Raw genomic sequence first — 17,853 nt, 5'->3', positions numbered from 1 at the left:
CGATCGCGGCGCGGTTCGGCAGCCGGCAAGTCTTGCCGACCTAAACCTTTTTGCCCATGTTTGTGAGTGGACTCACCGGCGGGAATGTCCGGCCGGCACGGCAGCAAACTGCCGCACCGGCCGGACGCCCGAGGGTCAGCGAACGGCGAGGGCCTGCGCGCCCGGGCCGACCGGGGCCGGCAACGCACCCACACCGCCGAGGTAACCGTGGATGGCGGCGGCCGCCGCACGACCCTCGGCGATGGCCCAGACGATCAGCGAGGCGCCCCGGTGCATGTCACCGGCCACGAACACCCCGTCGGCGTCGGTCTGCCAGTCGTCGCGGGCGTCGATGGCACCCCGCGCGTTGCGGGCCACGCCGAACTGGGCCAGCAGCGGCTGCTGCTCGGTGCCCTCGAAGCCGATCGCCAGCAGCACCAGATCGGCCGGCAGCTCCCGCTCCGAGCCGGGCACGACGGTGACGACCCGCCGGCCGTCGCGCTTCTCCACAGTCACCTCGGCGATCCGCACCGCCCGCACCTGGCCGGTGCCGTCGTCCACGAACTCCTGCACCGCGACGGCGAACACCCGCTCGCCGCCCTCCTCGTGCGCCGGATAGCTGCGCAGGATCCACGGCCAGGTCGGCCACGGGTCCCGTGCCTCGTCGCGCTCCTGCGGCGGCTGTGGGTACAGGTCGAGTTGGTGCACGCCGGCCGCGCCCTGCCGGTGCGCCACGCCGAGGCAGTCGGCCGCCGTGTCACCACCACCGATGATCACCACGTGCTTGCCGGCCGCGTCGATCGGCGTGCCGTCCGGCAACACCGCCCGCCCCGCCCGGCCCTCGCCGGTGGCCACGACGCCGGGCTCGTCGGTGGCCGCGGTGGCGACCGCCCGATTGGCCGCGACCAGGTGCGCCATCGCCTGGTGTACGCCCCGAAGCGCCCGCCCCGGGGTCTCCGGAGTGTCCCGGCCCTGCAACGCACCGCAGGTCAGCAGCACCGCGTCGTGCTCGGCCCGCAACTGCTCGGCGGTGACGTCCACCCCGACGTTCACGCCGGTGCGGAAGCGCACCCCCTCGGCGGTGAGCTGGGCCAGCCGGGCGTCGATGTGCCGCTTCTCCAACTTGAAGTCGGGGATGCCGTACCGGAGCAGGCCACCGATCGCGTCGTCGCGCTCGTACACCGTCACCGCGTGACCGGCGCGGGCCAGTTGCTGGGCGGCGGCCAGACCGGCGGGCCCGGAGCCGACCACGGCGACCGACCGGCCGGACGGCGCCGGCACCGGCGAAGGGGTGAACCCACGCGCCGCGGCGGCGTCGGCGATCTCCACCTCGACCTGCTTGATGGTCACCGGTTGGCCACCGGAGATGCCCAGCACGCAGGCCGCCTCGCAGGGCGCCGGGCAGAGCCGGCCGGTGAACTCCGGGAAGTTGTTGGTGGCGTGCAGTGACTCCACCGCCGCGTCCCAGTTGCCGGTGCGCACCAGGTCGTTCCAGTCCGGGATGCGGTTGCCCAGCGGACAACCGTCGTGGCAGAACGGGATGCCGCAGTCCATGCAGCGGGTGGCCTGCTCACGGACCAGCTCCTCGCCGGCCGGTGGGTACACCTCCCGCCAGTCGCTGATCCGCACCGGCACCGGGCGGCGGGCCGGCAGTCGCCGGTCGTAGCGCAGGAAACCGTTCGGGTCAGGCACGTGCCACCTCCTGGGCCGCCACCCGCGGGGCGGGCGGCACCGGCGCGGCGGGTGCGCTGAGCGCGCTCATCACCGCGTCGTCGACGTCGCGGCCGGCGGCTTCGGCGGCCCTCATGATCTCCATAACCCGGCGGTAGTCGCGGGGCACCACCGCGGTGAACTCGGTGACCGCCTCCGGCCACCGCTTGAGCAGCTCCTCGGCAACCGCCGAGCCGGTCTCGGCCACGTGCCGCTGGACCAGCTCGTGCAGCAGCGTCTGCTCCTGCTCGCTCAGCGGCGCCAGGTCGACCAGCTCCGCGTTGACGCGGGAGTGGTCCAGGTGGTGCACGAACGCCGTACCGCCGGACATGCCGGCGGCGAAGTTACGGCCTGTCGCGCCGAGCACCACCACCGTGCCACCGGTCATGTACTCGCAGCCGTGGTCACCGACACCCTCGACCACCGCGACCGCACCGGAGTTGCGCACCGCGAACCGCTCCCCCACCCGCCCGCGCAGGAAGACCTCGCCCGCGGTGGCCCCGTACAGGATGGTGTTGCCGGCGATGATCTGGTCCTCCGCGCGCTTGCCCGGCTCGGCGTCCGGGTCGAGGAACGGCGCGGCGGCGTCCGGACGGACGACGAGCCGCCCCCCGGAGAGGCCCTTGCCCACGTAGTCGTTGGCGTCGCCGTGCAGCCGCAGGGTCACCCCGCGCGGCAGGAACGCGCCGAACGACTGCCCCGCCGTGCCGTGCAGCACGAACTCGATGGTGTCGTCCGGAAGGCCGGCACCGCCGAAACGACGGGTCACCTCGCCGCCGAGCATCGCGCCGACGCTGCGGTGCTCGTTGCGCACCGCCACCTCGACCCGCACCGGCGCGCCCTCGGAGAGCGCGGGACGGGCCAGCGCGATCAGCTCGTTGTCCAGTGCCTGGTCCAGGCCGTGATCCTGGGCGCGGACGCCGCGCCGGGCCGCGCCGGCGGGCAGCTCCGGGAGGTGCAGCACGGGTGCCAGGTCCAGGCCGTGCGCCTTCCAGTGCGTCACCGCCGGGGCCACGTCGAGCAGTTCGGACTGCCCGATCGCCTCCTCGATGGACCGGAAGCCCAGCTCCGCCAGGTAACCCCGGACCTCCTCGGCGAGGAACAGGAAGAAGTTCTCCACGAACTCCGGCTTGCCGGTGAAGCGCTCCCGCAGCACCGGGTTCTGGGTGGCGATGCCGACCGGGCAGGTGTCCAGGTGGCAGACCCGCATCATCACGCAGCCCTCGACAATCAGCGGCGCGGTCGCGAAGCCGAACTCCTCCGCGCCGAGCAGCGCCGCGACCAACACGTCGCGACCGGTCTTGAGTTGACCGTCGACCTGCACGGTGACCCGGTCACGCAGCTTGTTGAGCAGCAACGTCTGCTGGGCCTCGGCCAGCCCCAGCTCCCACGGGGTGCCGGCGTGCTTGAGCGAGTTCATCGGGGACGCGCCGGTGCCGCCGTCGTGGCCGGAGATGAGGATGACGTCGGCCTTCAGCTTCGCGACACCGGCCGCGACAGTGCCGACGCCGACCTCACTGACCAGCTTGACGTGCACCCGGGCGGCCGGGTTGACGCACTTCAGGTCGTGGACGAGCTGGGCCAGGTCCTCGATGGAGTAGATGTCGTGGTGCGGCGGCGGGGAGATCAGGCCGACGCCGGGCGTGGCGTGCCGGGTGCGGGCGATCCACGGCCAGACCTTGTTGCCGGGCAGTTGGCCACCCTCGCCGGGCTTGGCGCCCTGCGCCATCTTGATCTGGAGGTCGTCGGCGTTGACCAGGTATTCGCTTGTCACACCGAACCGGCCACTGGCGATCTGCTTGACCGCCGAGCGGCGAGTCGGGTCGTGCAGCCGCTCGACGTCCTCGCCGCCCTCACCGGTGTTGGACTTGCCGCCGAGCCGGTTCATGGCGATGGCGAGCGTCTCGTGCGCCTCCGCCGAGATCGACCCGTACGACATGGCACCGGTGGCGAACCGCTTCACGATCTCGGAGGCCGGCTCGACCTCGTCCAGAGGCACCGCCGGACGGACCCCGGTACGCAGCGTGAACAGCCCCCGCAGCGATCCGGCCTGCGCGGCGAGCGCGTCGACCTTGGCGGTGTACTGCCGGAACACGTCGTACTGCCGGCTGCGGGTGGCGTGCTGGAGCAGGAAGACCGTCTCCGGGTTGAACAGGTGCAGCTCACCCTCACGGCGCCACTGGTACTCGCCGCCGACCTCCAGGCGGTCGGAGTCGGCGGTGCCCGCCGGCGGCCAGGCCAGCGCGTGCCGTGCCGCCACCTCGGTGTGCACGCCCGCGAGACCCACACCACCGATGCGGCTGGGCGTACCCCGGAAGTAGCGGTCGATCAGCCGGCCGTCCAGGCCGACCGCCTCGAAGACCTGGGCCCCGCAGTACGAGGAGACCGTCGAGATGCCCATCTTCGACATGATCTTCAGGACGCCCTTGCCGAGCGCCTTCGCGTAGTTGCGCACCGCGGCGGCCGGTTCGACGCCGGGCAGGGCACCGGTGGCGATCATGTCCTCCACCGACTCGAACGCCAGGTACGGGTTGACCGCCGCCGCGCCGTAGCCGATCAGCACCGCCGCGTGGTGCACCTCCCGGCAGTCGCCGGACTCGACGATCAGTGCCGCCTGGGTGCGGGTCTGCTCCCGTACCAGGTGCTGGTGCACGGCGGCGGTGAGCAGCAGCGACGGGATCGGCGCCAGGTCGGCGTTGGAGTCCCGGTCGGAGAGCACCAGGATGCGGACGCCGTCCTCGATCGCCTCGGAGACGTGCCGGCAGATCTCGGTCAGCCGCGCCTTGATCCCGGCGGCGCCCTCCCGGATGCGGTACAGGCCGGACACCCGGACCGCTTTGAAGCCGGGCAGGTCGCCGTCCTCGTCGATGGAGAGGATCTTCGCCAGCTCGTCGTTGTCGATGATCGGGTGTGGCAGCACGATCTGCCGGCAACTCGCCGCACCCGGGTCGAGCAGGTTGCCCTCCGGCCCGATCGTGGACGCCAGGCTGGTCACCAACTCCTCGCGGATGGCGTCCAGCGGCGGGTTCGTGACCTGGGCGAAGAGCTGGTGGAAGTAGTCGTAGAGCAGCCGCGGCCGGGTGGACAGCGGCGAGATCGGAGTGTCCGTGCCCATCGAGCCGAGCGGCTCGGCGCCGGTACGGGCCATCGGCGCGAGCAGGATCTTGAGCTCCTCCTGGGTGTACCCGAAGGTCTGCTGCCGGCGGCGTACCGAGTCGTGGGTGTAGACGGTGTGCTCGCGGGCCGGCAGGTCGTCCAACTCGATCAGCCCGGCGTGCAGCCACTCACCGTACGGCTGCGCGGCGGCCAACTCGGACTTGATCTCCTCGTCGTGCACGATGCGACCGGCCACGGTGTCGACCAGGAACATCCGGCCCGGCTGGAGCCGCCCCTTCGCGACCACGTGCGCCGGGTCGAGGTCGAGCACGCCCGCCTCCGAGCCGAGCACCACCAGGCCGTCGTCGGTCTGCCACCAGCGACCCGGGCGCAGCCCGTTGCGGTCCAGCACCGCGCCGACGATGTCGCCGTCGGTGAAGGCCACCGACGCCGGCCCGTCCCACGGCTCCATGAGGCTGGCGTGGAAGCGGTAGAAGGCCCGCTTGGCCGGCTCCATGCCCGGGTCGTTCTCCCATGCCTCGGGGATCATCATGAGCACCGCGTGCGGCAGGCTCCGACCGGCCAGGTGCAGCAGCTCCAGGACCTCGTCGAAGTTCGCCGAGTCGGAGGCGGCGGGGGTGCAGACCGGGAAGACCCGCCGGATGTTGCCCGGCACGTTCGGCGAGCGCAGCAGCGCCTCGCGGGCCTGCATCCAGTTGCGGTTGCCGCGGATCGTGTTGATCTCGCCGTTGTGGGCGATGAACCGGTACGGGTGCGCCAGCGGCCAGGACGGGAACGTGTTGGTCGAGAAACGGGAGTGCACGAGCGCGATCGCGCTGTCCACCCGCTCGTCGCGCAGGTCCGGGTAGAACGCCGGCAGCTGGTCGGGGGTGAGCATGCCCTTGTAGACCATCGTCCGGCTGGACAGCGACGGGAAGTAGGCCGGCACGCCCCGCTCGGCGGTCTCGCGTTCGGCCTGCTTGCGCAGGCAGAACGCCACCCGGTCCAGCTCGATGCCGCTCAGCGCGGAGCCGGCCGGGCCGGCGGGTGAGTCGGTGAGCCGGCGCGCGGCCACGAAGACCTGCCGGACCCGGGGCATCGCCGCCAGGGCGGTCTCGCCGAGCCCCTCCGGGACGATCGGCACGTCCCGCCAGCCGAGCACGTCGGCGCCCTCGACCAGTGCGTACTTCTCGACCACCTGCCGGGCACGCGCCTCGGCGGCGTCGTCGTCGGGAAGGAAGACCAGCCCGGTGGCGTACTCGCCCGCCGGAGGCAGCGCGACGCCGGCCGCCGCGCGCAGGAACGCGTCGGGCACCTGGATCATGATGCCGGCGCCGTCGCCGGTGTTCGGTTCCGCGCCCCGGGCACCCCGGTGGTCCAGGCGGCAGAGCGCGCCGAGCCCGTTGGCGACGACCGCGTGTGAACGGCGACCGTGCAGGTCCGCCACGAAGGCCACCCCGCAGGCGTCGTGCTCCTGCCCGGGGTCGTAGAGGCCCTGGGCGGACGGACGGGCGCCGGGCATCGGGGACGCCTGCGGGCTGTGCGGGTGCGGCTGTGTCATTTCCGCGTACGGCTGAACCACCGGGCCTCCTGTCGTCACTCAGGTTGATCATGGTGGGGACGACGTCGGCCCGTGGGTCTATTGAGTCTACGTTAGGGCCAGGCACGCACTGCCACCCGAGATTGATCACACCGTCCAGAGTCTGGGACGTGTAGTCTCGCGCGGTGGATCCGCTACACAGGGACATCTTCGACCGGTTGGAACGCTTCTACGACGCGGTGCCCCGCGACGTCGCCGGTGCGGAGGAGCATGGCGGGCTGGTGCTGTTCGTCCGCGAGGGTGCCGGTTGGCCGTTCTACGCCCGTCCCCGGATCGGCGCCAGCGAGCCGCCGTCCCTGGCCGACGTGACCTCGGTACGCGAGCGGCAGCGCGACCTGGGCCTGCCGGAAGCCTTCGAGTGGGTCCACGAGACGACTCCCGAGCTGCTGGCGGTGGCCCGCTCGGCGGGGCTGAGCGTGCTGGAGGCGCCGCTCATGGTGCTCGACCCGACCGCGCTGCCCGACCCGGCGACGCTGTCCGACGTCGCGGTGCGGGTGCTGGCCGCGGACTCCCCCGGCTTCGCCGCCGACGTCGCCGCCCGGCGCGCCGTGGCAGCGGTGTCGTTCGCCGCCGCCGGCACCGCACCAGGTGAGGCCGGCCCGGCCGAGCGGGACGCCGCCGTCACCGAACTCGAACTGGCCGCGCTCGACGAGGAGCGCACCCGGATCGCCGACGGCCGACGGATCTCCGCGCTCGCCGCCACCCCGTCCGACGGTGCGCTGGCCAGTGGCATGGCCATGCGCGTGGGTGACGTCGCGGAGATCGCCGGCGTGGCCACCCTGCCGGCCGCTCGCCGACGCGGGCTGGGCGCCGCGCTCACCGCCACCCTCGCCCGCGAGCTACACGCGGCCGGCACCGACCTGATCTTCCTCTCGGCGGGCAGCGACGACATCGCCCGGGTCTACCTGCGGGTCGGCTTCCGCCGAATCGGCACCGCCTGCATAGCCGAGCCCACCCCCCTCATCCCGTAATCCCACCCCGCGCACCCTGCCCCGCGCGATCTTGCCCCGCGCACACCGCCCTGCCCCGCGCGATCTTGCACTTTCTGCCGCGACGAAACAGGGCATTGAACGCATATCGGCGACAGAAAGTGCAAGATCGGCGCGGTGGGGTGGGGTGGGGTGGGCGCGGGGTGGGTTGCTCAGGCTGGGGGGCGCCACTGGGCGGCGGAGGCGGCGGCGCTGGAGAGTAGACGGGTGTTGATCGTGCCCAGTGCGGCGTCGCGGGCGCGCAGCGCCAGCCGGCCCCGGGTCTGAAGCACCGCCGACATCCGCCGGGTCTGCCGGACCACCGTCGCGGCCCGGGGGCGGCGTACCCGGTCGTACGCCTGGACCGCGTCGGGCAGTCGAGCCTCGCGCAGCAGGGAGGCGAGCGTGGCGGCGTCCTCGAACGCCAGGCAGGCGCCCTGTCCCAGGTGCGGCGGCATGGCGTGCGCCGCGTCGCCGAGCAGCACCACTCCGCCCGGCCCGACCGGGAACCCGTACGTACGGGGCAGCGGACGTAACTCGCGGACCTCCTGCTGGACCAGGTCGGCCGGGTCGGTGGCGTCGAGCAGCGCGCCGATCGGGGCGGGCCAGCCCGCGTACCAGCGGCGTAGGAGGGCGAGCTGGGTCTCCGGTGGCTCCGGGCGTGGCGCGCCGGCGGCGGTGGCCACCCAGTAGATGCCGCCTCGGGTGGACCCACCCGAGGAACCGCGATCGCCGAGCGACGCGGCCACGAACCGGTAACCGGCACCGAGGATCTCACCGGCCAACGGTTGGTCGTCGGGCAGCCGAGGTGCCTGGTACCAGGGAATGACGGCCCGCCACGCCGCGCATCCGGAGCTGATCACCCGGGACTCGGGGGCGAGTTGGCGGCGGATGCCGCTGTCCGTGCCGTCGGCGGCGACCACCAGGTCGGCCTCGATGAGGTGCCGTCCGTCGCTGACCGCGGGCCGTTCCCCCGGCTCGACCCGGACGTGGCGCACGGTCACGCCGGTACGCAGCTCGACCCGCTCGCCGAGGCCGGCGATCAGCGCGTCGTGCAGGTCCTCGCGGTGCACCACGACCGGCATCCGGTCGGCCGGGATGGGCCGAGGCTGCACGAGCCAGTGCCCATCGGGGCGACGGACCCCACCGTCGGGCAGCGGGGTGGCGATGGCGGCCAGGCCCGCGCCGAGGCCGAGGGCCTGCAACGCGCGGACTCCGTTGGGCCAGAGCACCACGGCGGTCGGTTCGGGGCGGATCCGTTCGGCCCGCTCCAAGACGGTGACCTGCCAGCCGGAGCGGGCCAGCGCGCCGGCCACCGCGAGGCCACCGACCCCTGCGCCGACCACCACCGCGCTTCGCATTGGTGCCGCCTCCGCTCAGCTGTCCCGGTCGGCGGGCCGCACGCCCGCGGCGTCGGCCCGCTCGGCACTCGATGCCGTCGCATCGTCCGGCGACTCGTCGTCGGTCGACGAGCCGGCGACGGGTGCCGCGGCACCGAGCGGCTCGCCGCCCGGGCGGGAGCCCTGATCGGTGGCCGGCTCCGGTGGCATGACGCCGGTGTCCTGCCAGGCGGCGTACTGCTCCTCGCTGACCACGCGGTAGCCCTCCGGCGCGGTGACCCGGGCGGGGGTCTCTCGCTCGGAGAGATCGACCTGGGACAGGTCGGAGGTGGGGGGCGGGGTCGGCGTCGCCGCCGCGCCGAGCGGGATCAGGTAGTCGCGAGGACCACGCACCCGGACGAAGTAGATCAACGCGCCGAGGAAGACCAGGGCGGCGGTCCAGACGTTGAGTCGGACCCCGAAGATCTGGTTGGCCTCGTCGGTGCGCATCTGCTCGATCCAGAACCGGCCGGCGGTGTAGCCCATCACGTAGAGCGCGAACGCCCGGCCGCGGCCCAGCTTCAGCCGGCGGTCGAGGATGAGGACCAGGGCGACGACGCCGAGGTTCCACAGCGCCTCGTAGAGAAACGTCGGCTGGTAGAGGCCCGGTTCGAGGATCGGCTGCCCGGCGTCGTCACGCAGCGCGTGCCCCGGGTTGTCCGGATCCATCCGGTGGATCTCAAGGCCCCACGGGAGGGTGGTGCGTCCACCGAACAGCTCGTTGTTGAACCAGTTGCCGACCCGGCCGACCGCCTGGCCCAGCGCCAGCCCCGGTGCCACCGCGTCGGCCACCACCCCGAACGGGATGCCGAGCTGCCGGGCGGCGATGTACACACCGACCGCGCCGCCGGCGACGGCGCCCCAGATGCCGAGACCGCCCTCCCAGATGGCGAACGCCTTCATCGGGTCACCACCGGCGCCGAAGTATTTCTCCGGTGAGGTGACCACGTGGTAGATCCGGGCACCGATGATGCCCGCCGGCACCGCCCAGACGGCGATGTCGAGCACCGCGCCGGGCGCGACGCCGCGCTGCCGCAGCCGGCGCTCCGTCACCCAGCAGGCCAGCACGATGCCGGCGATGATGCAGAGCGCGTACGCCCGGATCGGCACCGGCCCGAGTTGCCAGACCGCGGTGCTGGGACTGGGCAGGGCCGCCTGGGGGGACAACGAGGCGAGGGTCACGGGTGCACACGCTACCGCTGCACACCCCCGCAGCGGCACCCCGGGCCACGGCGGCGCGCATTTCGGTGACTTCTGGTTTGCACCGCCGTACGCTCTTTGTCCATGAGCGCGCTCACCTGGGCGGTCGCCGCGGTCGTCACCGACGACACCGGTCGGGTGCTGCTCTGCCGGCAGGGCCGGGGTGAGCGTCGCCACGCGCTACCCGGTGGACGGCTGCGCCCGGCCGAGAGTCCGACGCTGGCGGCCCTGCGCGACATCCGCGCGGAGACCGGCTGGGAGATCGAGCTCGTCGACCTGGTCGGCCTCTACCACCTGACCGGTCCGCCGAGGCAAACCCCGGCCGGACGCGCCGGGCCGCTGCCGGACGTCCTCGTGCACGTGTTCCGAGCCCGCGCGGTCGACGTTCGACCGACCGCCGACCCACTGCCGGGTTGCCGCCTGTCCTGGCACGCGCCCGCCACGCTGCCCGAGGCGGCCACCCCACTCACCCGGGCCGCGGTCACCGACGCGCTCGCCGGCCGATCCGGCACCCTCCGGCGTGTCCTCCGGGTGCCCGACACCCTCGACCCCGCGCCACCGGTCACGCCCCATCCCACCGAGCAAAGCCAGCCACCGGTCACACCCCGTCCCACCGAGCAAAGCCAGCCATCGGTCACGCCCCATCCCACCGAGCAAAGCCAGCCGGCGGGAACGAACCAGCCGACCGGGGCGGGCCCGCCGGCCGCTGAGCATGACGGGCGGCCGGGCGCGGGCCAGCCGCCGGAGCAGCGCGGCGAGGCGTCCACGGACCCGTCCCTCCTGCCCTGACGGAGCACCGGTCCGAGACCGACCCGGCCGGGCGTGCCCGGCGGGTGCCGCACGAACAGCGCAGCAGCAACGCGGGCGAAGGGCAGCTCAGCGGGTGGGGTTGTGGACGCCCTCGGCCAGCTCGGCGCTGAGGGTGCGCAGGGCGGCCAGCCCGTCTGCCTCGGTGGGCGCGTCGAGCAGGCAGCGGATCAGCGCGCTGCCGACGATCACCCCGTCGGCGTAACCGGCGACGGTGGCGGCCTGCGCACCGTTGCCCACGCCCAGGCCGACGCCCACGGGCAGGTCGGTGACCTCCCGGACCCGGGAGACGAGCGTCGGGGCGGCATCCGAGGTACGCGTCCGGGCACCCGTCACACCCATGACCGCTGTCGCGTAGACGAAGCCCCGGCAGTGCTGCACGGTCATCGCCAGCCGTGCGTCGGTGGACGACGGCGACACGAGGAACGTGCGGTCCAGCCCGTGCGCGTCCGAGGCGGCCAGCCACTCGGCCGCCTCGTCGGGAATGAGGTCGGGGGTGATCAGACCGGTGCCACCGGCGGCGGCGAGGTCACGGGCGAACACGTCCACGCCGTACCGCTCGACCGGGTTCCAGTAGGTCATGGTGACCACCGGAGCGCCGGTGGCCGCGACCGCCTCGACGATGCGCAGAGTGTCCCTGGTGCGGACGCCGCCGGCCAGCGCGATGTCACTGGCCTTCTGGATCACCGGCCCGTCCATCACCGGGTCGGAGTAGGGAATCTCCACCTCGATGACGTCGACGCCGGCCTCGACCATGGCGGTCATCGCGGCGATGCTGCCCTCGACGGTCGGGAACCCGGCCGGCATGCAGCCGACCAGCAGGGCCCGTCCGTCGGCGCGGGCCTTGTCGAAGGCCACCCCGATCCGGCTCATCTCACCGCTCCTTGTCGAGGATGCCGAAGTAGTCGCCGGCGGTGTGCACGTCCTTGTCGCCCCGCCCGGACAGGTTGACCACGATGGTCGGCTCCCGGCCCAGCTCGGCGGCGAGCTTCGGGGCCAGCGCGACGGTGCCGGCCAGCGCGTGCGCGCTCTCGATCGCCGGGATGATCCCCTCGGTGCGGCAGAGCAGCTCGAACGCGGCCATCGCCTCGTCGTCGGTGACCGGCAGGTAGTTCGCCCGGCCGGTGTCGTGCAGCCAGGCGTGCTCGGGCCCGACGCCCGGGTAGTCCAGACCGGCGGAGATCGAGTGCGACTCCAGCGTCTGCCCGTCGGCGTCCTGGAGAACGTAGGTGCGGGTGCCGTGCAGGACCCCGGCCGACCCACCGGTGATGCTCGCCGCGTGCCGGCCGGTGGTCACCCCGTCGCCGCCGGCTTCGAAGCCGTACAGCCGCACGTCGTCGTCGCCGACGAACGCGTGGAAGATGCCGAGCGCGTTGGAGCCACCGCCGACGCAGGCGGTGACCGCGTCCGGCAGTGCGCCGGTCAGGTCGAGGCACTGCTGGCGGGCCTCGTCACCGATGCCCCGGACGAAGTCGCGGACCATCGCCGGGAACGGGTGCGGACCGGCGGCGGTGCCGATCAGGTAGTGCGTCTCGTCGACGTTGGCCACCCAGTCGCGCATCGCCTCGTTCATCGCGTCCTTGAGGGTGCGCGAGCCGTTGGTGACCGGAACGACCGTGGCACCGAGCATCCGCATCCGGGCCACGTTGAGCGCCTGCCGCTCGGTGTCGACCTGGCCCATGTAGACCACGCACTCCAGGTCGAACAGGGCGGCGGCGGTCGCGGTGGCCACCCCGTGCTGGCCGGCACCGGTCTCGGCGATCACCCGGGTCTTGCCCATCCGCTTGGTGAGCAGCGCCTGGCCGAGCACGTTGCGCACCTTGTGCGCGCCGGTGTGGTTGAGGTCCTCGCGCTTGAGCAGCACCCGCGCACCGAGCTTCGCGGAGAACCGCCGGGCCTCGTAGAGCAGCGACGGCGTGCCCGCGTAGTCGCGCAGCAGCGCGTCGAACTCGGCCCGGAAGGACTCGTCCGCCATCGCCGTACGCCACGCCCCGTCGAGCTCGTCCAGCGCGGCCACCAGGGCCTCGGGAACGAACCGACCGCCGAAGCGGCCGAAGTGGCCGGCGGAGTCGGGCTGCGGGCCGGCCTGCGGGGCCAGCGCGTCGGCGCTCATCGGAAATCCTCTCGGTGGGGTGGCACTGCGGTGCGGGGTCAGCGCACCGGCCGGGGCGTCGCCGGATGGTTACCCGCGTTGACCAGCTCGGCGACCGCCTCGCGGGGGCTCTTCTGCGTGACCAGGCCCTCGCCCACGAGGACCGCGTCGGCGCCCGCGGAGGCGTACCGGATCAGGTCGTGCGGACCACGAACGCCGGATTCGGCGATCTTGACGACACTGCTGGGCAGGCCGGGCGCGATCCGCTCGAAAACGGACCTGTCGACCTCCAGGGTACGCAGGTCACGGGCGTTGACCCCGATCACCTGCGCGCCCGCCTCCAGAGCGCGGTCGGCCTCTTCCTCGTCGTGCACCTCGACCAGTGCGGTCATGCCCAGCGACTCGATCCGCTCCAGCAGGCCCATCAGCACGTTCTGCTCGAGCGCGGCGACGATCAGCAGGACCAGGTCGGCACCATGCGCACGTGCCTCGTGCACCTGGTAGCTGGAGACCACGAAGTCCTTGCGCAACACCGGCACGCTCACCGCGGCGCGGACGGCCGCCAGGTCGTCAAGTGAGCCGCCGAACCAGCGCCCCTCGGTCAGCACGCTGATCGCCCGCGCCCCACCGGCGGCGTAGTCGACCGCCAGGTCAGCCGGATCGGCGATCTCGGCCAGCCGCCCCTTGGACGGCGACGAGCGCTTCACCTCGGCGATCACGGCCACGCCGGGCTTACGCAGCGCCGCGTACGCGTCCAGTGGCGGCGGTGCCGCCGCGGCCAGTTCACGGATCCGCTCCAGCGGAACCTGCTCCTGGCGTCGGGCGACGTCCTCACGCACGCCAGCCAGAATCTCGTCGAGCACGCTTACGGACGCTGCCTGACCGGCCTCGTCCCCCTCCGCGTGCGCATGCTCAGCAGTCACCAACGGACTCCCCTCTCCGGGCGTCATGGGCCGATGCTAGGGGCAGCCGACCGACGCCGAATGCCGGGGGTATGGCGCTGCTCACGAAAAGGGCTGCGGCATAATGGCCGACTTGCCGTGAACGGTATGTCACGCAGCGCCACCTCCCGTATCGACAATCGCCACGCGGTATGGAGCCTGGCGGCCACGGGCGGACCGTGCCGTTGCATCGATCATGCCACCAGTTCCCGACCGGCGCCCGACGACAACGGCGTTTGTCGATGTTGTGAGCAAGGTCAAGGCCGAACGGACGGGCCCTGGTCACGGCCGGGGCGGGACAGTTGACCGGGCGGTCACGACGGCGAAACGTCAGCCGGTCAGCATCGTCCTCAGGCAGACTCGATGACGCGCCTGCCCCGACCGTCGCAACCCCTCGTGCGAGGTGACCATGAGCATGTCCGAGCCGCAAGCGACAATCGGCCTGACGACCATCTCGCGGACGGTGGCGTCACTCGCCGTCGGGATGGTGCACACGGTGGAGCGGGCCGTGGTGGGCGAGGCACGGATGCGCACCGCACGGGGCAACGCCTGGGAGGCCGTCTGCGCCGACCGGGCCCGCGCCGACCGGCGTGCCGAACTCAACCGCCTGGTGGCCGAGCTGACCGCAGCCCGCGCCGCCAGCCACCGACCGCAGCGGGACCGTCAGCCAGTCGGCTGACAACCCCATCGGCGGTACGAGCCGTCGCGTCAGTCGGCCGTCGGGTCCTCACCCCGATCCAACGCGTCCCACGCCTCGGTGGTCCGCCGCCCGGCCACCGGGGCGGACGGCTCCGATGCGCCGGCTGGGGCGGACGCGGCCCCCCGAGCGGTCCGAGCCGGCCGCTCGTACCGGGCGCCCATCGCGGGCCACCCCCCACCGCGCGACGCCGTCCAGAACCCGCCCACGGCGGCCAGCAGGCCACCGAGCAGGCAGAGCGCCGGCCACTGCCGGCTCACCGAGCCCTCGACGTCGACAACCAGCCCGTACCCACCGCCGGCCGCCACGGCCAGAGCGAGCACGCCGAGCAGCGCGCCGAGCACCCGCCGCAGCCGGCCCCGGGTAGCCAGCACCGCGCCACCACCGGCCACCGTCACCAGGGCCAACGCCGGCAGCCAGGGCAACAGCCCCGCACCGCTGTGGGTGTCGCGTACCGGCGGCAGCGGCGCCGGACGGACGGTCAGCTCCACCGACCAGATCCGCGTCGCGGCCCACAGCGCCAGGCCCGCGCCGACCAGACAGAGCAACACGGCGTACGTCAACTCGCGCCGGCCCACGGAGGACCGCTCGCCGGCACTCACCGGGCCGACCCTTCGTTCGCGACTGCGGGGCTCCGCCGCGCTGCACTCCTCGCGCTCACCGGGCCGACCTTTCGTTCGCGACTGCGGGGCTCCGCTGCGCTGCACTCCTCGCGCTCACCGGGCCCACCTTTCGTTCGCGACTGCGGGGCTCCGCTGCGCTGCACTCCTCGCGCTCACCGGGCGGGGCGCAATGTCTCGGCGGCCGCGATCGCCGCCAGCACGGCGGCGGCCTTGTTCCTCGTCTCCTGGTCCTCGGCGGCCGGGTCCGAGTCGGCCACCACCCCGGCCCCGGCCTGCACGTAGGCGCGGCCGTCGCGAATGAGCGCGGTCCGGATGGCGATCGCCATGTCCAGGTCGCCGCCGAAGCCGAAGTAGCCCACCGTGCCGCCGTAGAGGCCACGGCGCACCGGCTCCAACTCCTCGATGATCTCCATGGCGCGCACCTTCGGCGCACCGGAGAGGGTGCCGGCCGGGAAGGTCGCGGCGAGCGCGTCGAACGCGCTCTGGTCGTCGCGCAGCGTGCCGGTGACGGTGGAGACGATGTGCATGACGTGGCTGTACCGCTCGATGGTGGCGAACTCGGGCACCTCGACGCTGCCGGGCTGACAGACCCGGCCCAGGTCGTTGCGGCCGAGGTCGACGAGCATCACGTGCTCGGCCCGTTCCTTCGGGTCGGCGAGGAGCTCCGCGGCGAGCACGGCGTCGGCGGCGGGGGTGCCGCCGCGCGGCCGGGTGCCGGCGATCGGGTGCAGCAACGCCCGACGCCGCCCGTCTACGTCGCCGGTGACCTTCAGGTGCGCCTCCGGGGACGAGCCGACGATGTCGAACCCGTCGAAGCGCAGCAGGTACATGTACGGGCTGGGGTTGCTGGTGCGCAACACTCGGTAGACGTCCAGCGGGTCGGCGTGCGTCGACCGTTCGAAACGCTGGGAGAGCACGATCTGGAAGCACTCCCCGGCCCGGATCGCCTCCTTGGCGGCCTCCACCGCCTTCGGGTAGCCGCCGTCGGGCGTACGGCAGAGCACCTCCCCCGCCGGCGGACGCTCGACGGTGGAGATCATCGGCGGGATGGGCCGGGACAGCGCCGTGGTCATCGCGTCCAGTCGGCCCACCGCGTGGTGGTACGCGGCGGCGACCTGCGGGGCGCGGTCCGGGGCGTCCAACGGGGGCAGGACCGCGTTGGCGACCAGGATCGCCGAGCCGTCGTAGTGGTCGAGCACCACCAGGTCGGTGGCGAGCATCATGCCCAGCTCCGGCACGCCGAGGTCGTCCTCGGTCAGCTCGGGCAGCCGCTCGAAGCGGCGGACCAGGTCGTAGCCGAGGTAGCCGACCATGCCCCCGGTCAGCGGCGGCAACCCGTCGGACGGGTCCCCCACCGGGCCGGCGAGCGCCGCCACCGTCTCCCGCAGCACCCGCACCGGGTCACCCTCGGTGGGCAATCCCGCCGGCGGCTGGCCGAGCCAGGTCGCCACGCCGTCGCGTTCGACAAGGGTCGCGCTGCTGCGTACGCCGATGAACGAGTATCGCGACCAGGCCAGGCCGGCCGAGCCGACGCCCTGCTCGGCCGATTCGAGCAGGAACGTGCCCGGCCCACCGGCCAGCTTCCGGTAGACCCCGACCGGGGTCTCCGCGTCGGCCAGGAGCCGTCGGGTGACCGGCACCACCCGCCAGTCGGCGGCCAGCTCGCCGAAGGTGGACAGGTCGGGGCTGACGGTGCCGTCGGTCATGGCTTGGCTTGCCTTTCGTTCGCGACTGTGGGGCTCCGCCGCACTGCGCTGCGAGCGCTCACCGTGCCTCCGGGGCGGTGACGGGCAACTCGGTGAAGAAGCACGTCCGGTGCCCGGTGTGGCAGGCGGCACCGACCTGGTCCACGCTGACCAGCAGGGCGTCCCCGTCGCAGTCCAGCGCGACCGACCGGACGTACTGGTGGTGCCCGGAGGTGGCCCCCTTGACCCAGTATTCTCGTCGGCTGCGCGACCAGTAGGTGGCCCGGCCGGTGGTGAGGGTGCGGTGCAGCGCCTCGTCGTCCATCCAGGCGACCATCAGCACCTCGCCGGAGTCGTGCGCGCGGACCACCGCGGCGACCAGACCGTCGGCGGTGCGACGCAGCCGGGCCGCGATGGCCGCGTCGAGTCGGGACGGGCGAGCCAGTGCGGCTGTCACCGGGTCACTCGGATCGCTGGGGACGCCGGTCGCCGGCGCGTCAGGTACGGACACAGTGACCAAGTCTCCCGCACGGGGCGCGGGTACCGGCGACCGCTCCCGGTCAGGCTGCGGCGCGGGCCCGTCGGGCCGGGCCAGCTGGGCCACGTACCGCTCCAGCCGGCCGTCGACCAGGGCGGCGGCCAGGTCCGCGCCGGCCACCTCGGCGATCTCCTCGGCGTACGGCCGGATCAACGGCAGGGTGCCGGCGACCAGCCGTACGGCGGCGGCCCAGAGCTGGCCGGTCGTGCCCGGGCGCAGCCCGAGGCAGAGCAGCATGTCCGCCCGGTAGCCGGGTGGGGCCACCGGTAGGTCCAGGGCCGCCGCGAAGGCCGCCCGTCGGGAGTGGACCCGCACCGACGGGTTGGCCGGGCGCAGCACCGACGGGCAGAGTCGGGCCAGGTCGGCGACGGCGAGCCGGACCCCGAGGCGGTCGTGGGCCGACCGGGCCGCTGCCGCCTTACCCAGCGTGGCGATCAGCTCTTCGAGTCGGGGTGGCTCGGCGGGTTGGCAGAGCACCGGCAGGTCGATCCGGGGCCGCCAGTGCGGGTCGGCCCAGAGCAGCCGCGCCGGCGCGGTG

The 17,853-nt window shown here is 73.3% G+C and carries 13 protein-coding genes and 1 pseudogene; 3 read left to right on the top strand and 11 right to left on the bottom strand.

Translation table 11 applies throughout. The features are described from left to right. Positions 1-135: 135 nt before the first annotated feature. On the bottom strand, positions 136-1,671 hold the full coding sequence (locus tag ACGFIW_RS22275; RefSeq protein ID WP_393318768.1) for a glutamate synthase subunit beta: 1,536 nt from the start codon (positions 1,669-1,671) through the stop codon (positions 136-138). Continuing rightward, positions 1,664-6,346 carry a glutamate synthase large subunit gene (gene gltB, locus ACGFIW_RS22270; RefSeq protein ID WP_393319410.1) on the bottom strand — a complete coding sequence of 1,561 codons (4,683 nt, stop codon included), beginning with the start codon at positions 6,344-6,346 and terminating at the stop codon, positions 1,664-1,666. The genes ACGFIW_RS22275 and gltB overlap by 8 nt, the downstream gene beginning before the upstream one ends. Before the next feature lie 164 nt (positions 6,347-6,510). Between gltB and ACGFIW_RS22265 the strand changes: the two genes are divergently transcribed. Then, positions 6,511-7,356: a GNAT family N-acetyltransferase gene (locus ACGFIW_RS22265; RefSeq protein ID WP_393318765.1), complete on the top strand. Its 846-nt coding sequence runs from the start codon at positions 6,511-6,513 to the stop codon at positions 7,354-7,356. Positions 7,357-7,526: 170 nt separating this feature from the next. Here the strand turns inward: ACGFIW_RS22265 and ACGFIW_RS22260 are convergent, their stop codons facing one another. Continuing rightward, positions 7,527-8,714, bottom strand: coding sequence for an FAD-dependent oxidoreductase (locus tag ACGFIW_RS22260; protein ID WP_393318762.1), 1,188 nt, complete (start codon positions 8,712-8,714; stop codon positions 7,527-7,529). 15 nt (positions 8,715-8,729) lie between these two features. Next, positions 8,730-9,914: a prolipoprotein diacylglyceryl transferase gene (gene lgt / locus ACGFIW_RS22255; RefSeq protein WP_393318760.1), complete on the bottom strand. Its 1,185-nt coding sequence runs from the start codon at positions 9,912-9,914 to the stop codon at positions 8,730-8,732. A 102-nt stretch (positions 9,915-10,016) separates the two neighbouring features. Here lgt and ACGFIW_RS22250 point away from each other — a divergent pair, with 102 nt between their 5' ends. Then, entirely contained in the window at positions 10,017-10,721 is a 705-nt protein-coding gene (locus ACGFIW_RS22250) for an NUDIX domain-containing protein (protein ID WP_393318757.1), read from the top strand. An 87-nt stretch (positions 10,722-10,808) separates the two neighbouring features. Here the strand turns inward: ACGFIW_RS22250 and trpA are convergent, their stop codons facing one another. From trpA to trpC, 3 genes are read right to left on the bottom strand one after another with little or no spacing between them, the layout of a single operon-like run. Next, positions 10,809-11,612, bottom strand: a complete 804-nt coding sequence (gene trpA / locus ACGFIW_RS22245; RefSeq protein ID WP_393318754.1) for a tryptophan synthase subunit alpha — start codon at positions 11,610-11,612, stop codon at positions 10,809-10,811. A 1-nt stretch (position 11,613) separates the two neighbouring features. Next, positions 11,614-12,852, bottom strand: coding sequence for a tryptophan synthase subunit beta (trpB, locus tag ACGFIW_RS22240; RefSeq protein WP_393318751.1), 1,239 nt, complete (start codon positions 12,850-12,852; stop codon positions 11,614-11,616). A 38-nt stretch (positions 12,853-12,890) separates the two neighbouring features. Further along, positions 12,891-13,694 carry an indole-3-glycerol phosphate synthase TrpC gene (gene trpC, locus ACGFIW_RS22235; protein WP_355032734.1) on the bottom strand — a complete coding sequence of 268 codons (804 nt, stop codon included), beginning with the start codon at positions 13,692-13,694 and terminating at the stop codon, positions 12,891-12,893. A 487-nt stretch (positions 13,695-14,181) separates the two neighbouring features. Between trpC and ACGFIW_RS22230 the strand changes: the two genes are divergently transcribed. Next, positions 14,182-14,451: a hypothetical protein gene (locus ACGFIW_RS22230; RefSeq protein WP_393318748.1), complete on the top strand. Its 270-nt coding sequence runs from the start codon at positions 14,182-14,184 to the stop codon at positions 14,449-14,451. Positions 14,452-14,480: 29 nt separating this feature from the next. Here the strand turns inward: ACGFIW_RS22230 and ACGFIW_RS22225 are convergent, their stop codons facing one another. The 4 genes and pseudogenes from ACGFIW_RS22225 to ACGFIW_RS22210 form a co-directional block, all read right to left on the bottom strand. Continuing rightward, entirely contained in the window at positions 14,481-15,071 is a 591-nt protein-coding gene (locus ACGFIW_RS22225; protein ID WP_393318745.1) for a Trp biosynthesis-associated membrane protein, read from the bottom strand. A gap of 173 nt (positions 15,072-15,244) precedes the next feature. Beyond that, on the bottom strand, positions 15,245-16,798 hold the full coding sequence (locus ACGFIW_RS22220; protein ID WP_393318743.1) for an anthranilate synthase component I: 1,554 nt from the start codon (positions 16,796-16,798) through the stop codon (positions 15,245-15,247). Between the two features lie 58 nt (positions 16,799-16,856). Continuing rightward, positions 16,857-17,288, bottom strand: a complete 432-nt coding sequence (gene hisI, locus ACGFIW_RS22215) for a phosphoribosyl-AMP cyclohydrolase (protein ID WP_393319406.1) — start codon at positions 17,286-17,288, stop codon at positions 16,857-16,859. Between the two features lie 180 nt (positions 17,289-17,468). Then, positions 17,469-17,792, bottom strand: a pseudogene (locus ACGFIW_RS22210) (phosphoribosyl-AMP cyclohydrolase); the annotation flags it as partial. Positions 17,793-17,853 lie beyond the last annotated feature (61 nt).

This window comes from Micromonospora sp. NPDC048935, assembly GCF_043197875.1.
In the GTDB taxonomy this organism is placed as follows: Bacteria; Actinomycetota; Actinomycetes; order Mycobacteriales; family Micromonosporaceae; genus Micromonospora.
The sequence above is the reverse complement of the archived record's forward strand: the minus strand, read 5'-3'. Positions and strand labels throughout refer to the sequence as shown.

What these genes read in the sequence shown, in the direction of transcription:
- ACGFIW_RS22230 (WP_393318748.1), top strand. Translation starts at nt 14,182, where the DNA reads ATGAGCATGTCCGAGCCGCAAGCGACAATCGGCCTGACGACCATCTCG.
- ACGFIW_RS22260 (WP_393318762.1), bottom strand. Translation starts at nt 8,714, where the DNA reads ATGCGAAGCGCGGTGGTGGTCGGCGCAGGGGTCGGTGGCCTCGCGGTG.
- ACGFIW_RS22250 (WP_393318757.1), top strand. Translation starts at nt 10,017, where the DNA reads ATGAGCGCGCTCACCTGGGCGGTCGCCGCGGTCGTCACCGACGACACC.
- ACGFIW_RS22220 (WP_393318743.1), bottom strand. Translation starts at nt 16,798, where the DNA reads ATGACCGACGGCACCGTCAGCCCCGACCTGTCCACCTTCGGCGAGCTG.
- trpB (WP_393318751.1), bottom strand. Translation starts at nt 12,852, where the DNA reads ATGAGCGCCGACGCGCTGGCCCCGCAGGCCGGCCCGCAGCCCGACTCC.
- trpA (WP_393318754.1), bottom strand. Translation starts at nt 11,612, where the DNA reads ATGAGCCGGATCGGGGTGGCCTTCGACAAGGCCCGCGCCGACGGACGG.
- gltB (WP_393319410.1), bottom strand. Translation starts at nt 6,346, where the DNA reads ATGACACAGCCGCACCCGCACAGCCCGCAGGCGTCCCCGATGCCCGGC.